This is a genomic window from Intrasporangium sp., from assembly GCF_030452765.1.
Taxonomy (GTDB): domain Bacteria; phylum Actinomycetota; class Actinomycetes; order Actinomycetales; family Dermatophilaceae; genus Intrasporangium_A.
This window is the reverse complement of record NZ_JAKDLO010000263.1, coordinates 1-4,505: the sequence shown is the minus strand read 5'-3', so window position 1 is coordinate 4,505 and position 4,505 is coordinate 1. Positions and strand designations below refer to the sequence as shown.

Sequence of the window (4,505 nt, the reverse complement as noted above, 5' to 3'; positions counted from 1 at the left end):
GAGCTCACTCGGACGCTTCTCGGACCTCGAGCGTTGACGCCCGACCACGCGCAGACCGTGCGGGTGCAGCCATGACCAGCCCCACCCCGCTGCCACCCCTGACCGCGTTCCCCGCTCCGGGCGCCCCGGCGCAGGGCCTGATGTCAGCAGCCTTGCCGCTGCTGCGCCCCGAGGAAGAGCCAACCTTGGGGTTCTGGATCGAGGCCGGCATCCTGGCAACCGAGGCCCTCGCCGGCGATGCACCTTCCCGCGACGAGCTCACCGAAGTCCAGAACCTGGGTGCACGCGCGCTGGAGCGTATGACCCGCTCGAACATCCGCCTCGTCTACTACTGGGTCTCTCGATCCTGGACAGGACGCGAAACCGGCGACCTGGACGTCGAGGACCTCGCAGCGGTCGGCATCGAGGGGCTGATCCACGCCATCTGGATGTGGGACTACCGCCGCGGGCTGAAGTTCTCGACCTACGCGAGCACCTGGATCCGCCAATACCTGTCCCGTGCCGTGATCCGCGCCCGCGGTCTACAGCCAGGTGGCACGGACACCGAGCTCCTCGAGGAGTTGTTCCGGACCCGTGCCGTTCTCGAGGTCCGCCTGGGCAGGTCCGCGTCGCACCGCGAGCTCGCCGATGCCCTGGAGATCACCCCCGCCGCCTTGGGAGATCTGCTCCTGTTGGACCGCAACGTGCGCGCCATGGTGCGGCTCGATCGACCGGTCGGACACGACACCGCCTCTACGGTCGGAGATCTCCTGATCCACTCCGGCCGCGCGCCCGATGAGCTTGTCGGCGATGCCGAGCTGCACGACGAGCTGGCGGCCGCGCTGCAGCAACTGTCCCCTCGAGAGCGGTCTGTCGTGGCGTGCCGGGTGGGCTGGTCAGGCCCCGTCCTGTCCGAAGAGGAGGTGGCCACCCGCTACGGCGTCAGCGTCGCCCAGGTGCGAACCACGACCCAGGGAGCATTGATGCGGCTGCGTGGACTGCTCGGTGACGGGCTCACCCTGGGGGCCGCGGCGTGAGCTCGTCATGCGTGGTCGATCCGGCCCTGATCCGCGCGGTCACGCCGCGGCCACCGCAGCAGTCGGCCGTCGACAGCCTGATGTCTTGCTTTGCAGCACACTCTCGGGCTCAGGTGCGGATGGCCTGCGGCGTCGGCAAGACCCACGTGGGTATCTTCACCGCCTCGGCGACCGCCGCGCAGCGAGTGGTTGTCGCCGTCCCGAGCCTGTCGCTGGTCGACCAGACTCTGGCGTCGTGGATGCCGTTGCTTGCCAAGGGCACTCAGACAGTCGCCGTGTGCTCGGCGGATGGGCTCTTCACCCATGCCGGCCGGGCCGTCGGGCCACGGGTAACCACCACCAATCCGGCTCGGATCGGGTTCCTTCTCCAGCAGGACACCCCGACCCTGATCGTGACCACCTACCAATCGCTGGTTCGTCTCGCCGCGGCTGTTCGCGCCACGGGGACCGTCATCGACCTCCTTGTCCTCGATGAGGCCCACCACCTGACGGGTCACCTGCAGCCTGGTCAGCGAGCCGCCCTGGACGACGCTCAGCTCCCTGCTGCTCGCCGGTTGGCGATGACCGCCACCCCAGTGATCGCGACTCAAGCCGACGCGGCTGGCGCGGCCGGGTTCGACCCCTTCACATCGTCGTCGGCCGCCGCCACCGCCATCTCCATGGACGACGAGCAGCTCTTCGGCCCGGTAGCCCACCTCTACACCACCCGGCAGGCCATCGATGACGGCTACCTGTGCGACTACGAGGTGATGGTCGTCTCGCGGATCGACACTCCCTTCAACCGGCAGCGTCTGCCCCTGGCTGCTCTGGCCGCGGCCGCCAACGAGCGCGGCGTTGCTCGAGCGCTTTCATTCCACAACTGGGTCGCCGACGCAAGGGCCTTCACCAACCTCCTCAATGTCAGCAGCCACGACACGGTGCGGTTCGTCGCGGACACCATCAACGGGACCACCCCGACCCCGGCCCGCCGCAAGATCCTGACGCGCCTGGCGGGACAGTGCGGCCCAGGGGTGGTCCGGGTGGTGACCGCCGCCAAGTGCCTACGCGAAGGCGTCGACGTCTGCGCCGTGGACGCAGTCCTGTTCGCGTCCCCCCGCTCCAACACCGTCGAGATCGTCCAGGCCGTCGGTCGGGCTCTGCGGATCCACCCGGGCAAAGAGCGCGGCACCATCATCCTGCCGCTGTTGCTACCACCCGGTGCGGTCGACGACGACGAGCAGCTCACCGCCTCGCATTTCGCACACGTCTGGAAGGTCCTACGCGCGCTCAACGCTCACGACCCGCGGATCTCCGAGTCGTTGATTCGCGCTGCTCGCCCGGACCAAAACCCTCGACGCCGGGGCCTGCACGCTGAAGCCCGTCAGATGCCCGACTGGCTGCACATGGTGGGCGGAGTCGACGCGGACACCATCCTCGGCCGCCTCGTCTCACCCGTCAGCTCGCAATGGGACACCATGTTCGCGACCCTCGTCGACGCGGTAGACCAGGTGGGGTCGGCGCACCGGATCAAGAACACCCACACGCATTCCGGCCGCCGGATCGGCGACTGGGTGGTGACCCAACGTCACAACTACCACCGGGGGGTCATGGACCCCGCCCGGATCGACCAGCTGGAGCAGCTGCCGGGCTGGACCTGGCGTCCGGAGAGCATCCTCGATCACCGGTTGGTCGACCGACTCGAGGAATTCGCGGCCGCGGCCGGGACCTGCCGCGACGCCGCGACAGGCGAGTCGACCTACCCGACAGCACCAGGGGAGGCGCGGATCGGACGCTGGCTGGCCCAGACGCGGTTGGCCCACCGCGAAGGGCGGCTGGAGAAGAGCGTCGCGGCCCGGTTGGTGACGTTGCCCGGTTGGACCTGGGAGCCGCTCAGTGGCGTCGATCGCGCTGGGGTTGATGCTCTGAAGGCATTCGTGGCGTGGGAGGGCACCGCAGCCGTCCCGGTAGGGCACATCGAAGACGGCATCGATCTCGCCGCGTGGCTGGACCGCAACGGCAGTGCGTACCTGGCCAAGCAGCTGTCACCGGAGTTGCACGAGGAGATCCTCGCCGTCTGCCCGACGGACGCCAAGGGAGGGCCCCTCTTCGCATGGGATGCCAACAGGCTCCGCGCCGAAGCCGGGCTAACGGCGCTGCGGCAATACGTCGCCTCCGGCGGCGCCGTCACCAGCATGCCCACAACACACCAGGAACAGGTCGACGGCCTGGTCATCAACCTCTATCAGTGGTGTGCCCGAATGCGGTGGCTAGCCGGCCGGGATAGCCTCGACGCGGCGATGCGGGCTGCGCTCAGCCAGGTCCCCGGATGGGTCTGGAGCTTGCGGGAAGCCAAGAGCCGGTTCGGCCCACCCATCACCCTGCCCGCCGGCGTCCCACACGGCCGGGCGCACACCCGGAGCCACTTCGGCTGCCCCTGCCAAGCGTGCGACGAGGCCGCCCGCGACTCCCAGACCGCCTTCAAGCGACAGCAGATGGACAACCTCACCGCGGGCTGGGTGACATCTCCCAGCGGCGCGGCGCGGGTCAAGGGCCTGATGGCCGGCAACCCCTGGGCGGTGCCGATGTCCGTCGCGGCTGCTGCCTGCCTGCCCAGGACCCTGCTCGGGAGCCTCATGTCCGACCCGAGCTCCACCCGCGTGCCCCCATGGATCGCGTCCCGCCTCGAGCGGCTGACCCCCGACCAGCTGCGCGAGTGGCACCGCGAGGGCACCCGCGGCCGTTCCGCATCCCGGGCCTACGACCTCGGCGACCGGGTTGTTCACCAGCAAGCGCTCGCGCGACTGCGCGCAGCCGGTTGGACGGACGCCCAGATCGGCTCCGCGCTCGGGTATCGAGGCAGCGCCACGCATGCAACCCGTTCCGACCCCTCCGCGGCCGTGGTCCACGCACTGTTCCAGCTGCTGCGCGCCCTTGGTCCGGGCGCCCCCGTCCCGTCCTGGTTGTCCCCCTGTTCCCCGGCGCCCGAGCTCGAACAGTCCGCCTGACCTCACCGAGGAGATGAACATGATCAGCTACCCCCGATTCGACGGCACGCAGGCCTGCCTGGACGCGCCCGCACTATCCGCCCGTGCGTTCGCCGGCACCTTCGGTGCTGACCCTGCGCCGGCCAAGCGGATCTGCGCCGGCTGCTCCTTCCTCAGGGCCTGCCGGGAATACGCCCTCGCCACCGAGGTTTACGGCGTGTGGGGCGGAACCACAGACGCCGATAGGGATCAGCTCCGCGCCCACAGTGCCTCCCCGGCACCCGTGTCCATCTCCAGCGAGCTGGACACGCCGGTCCTGGCGCTGCACACCGCCGAGGAGGACGTCACCGAATGCAGGCGGGACGTGGCCGCATCATGAGCGCCGACCCGTCTCCGAGGTTCCCTCGCCTCCCCGCACCTGAGACTCCGGCCGCGCGTCACCGGTGTGCCGTGGCAGCCCTGGCCTCTGCCATCGTCCTTGAGCGGGAAGGGCAGGCCGAGGCCGCTGCGGCCCTCCGCGTCGAGG

3 protein-coding genes are annotated in these 4,505 nt (G+C 69.7%); all 3 read left to right on the top strand.

Annotation, left to right across the window (positions count from 1 at the left end; all coding sequences use genetic code 11):
- The first annotated feature begins 71 nt into the window (after nt 1–71).
- The 3 genes from L0H79_RS20885 to L0H79_RS20875 are packed head-to-tail and all read left to right on the top strand — an operon-like array spanning nt 72 to nt 4,358.
- Entirely contained in the window at nt 72–1,016 is a 945-nt protein-coding gene (locus tag L0H79_RS20885) for a sigma-70 family RNA polymerase sigma factor (protein WP_301486579.1), read from the top strand.
- Nucleotides 1,013–4,000, top strand: coding sequence for a Helicase associated domain protein (locus L0H79_RS20880; RefSeq protein WP_367652509.1), 2,988 nt, complete (start codon nt 1,013–1,015; stop codon nt 3,998–4,000). Before L0H79_RS20885 ends, L0H79_RS20880 begins: the two co-directional genes overlap by 4 nt.
- 19 nt (nt 4,001–4,019) lie before the next feature.
- Nucleotides 4,020–4,358, top strand: coding sequence for a WhiB family transcriptional regulator (locus L0H79_RS20875; protein WP_301486576.1), 339 nt, complete (start codon nt 4,020–4,022; stop codon nt 4,356–4,358).
- Nucleotides 4,359–4,505 lie beyond the last annotated feature (147 nt).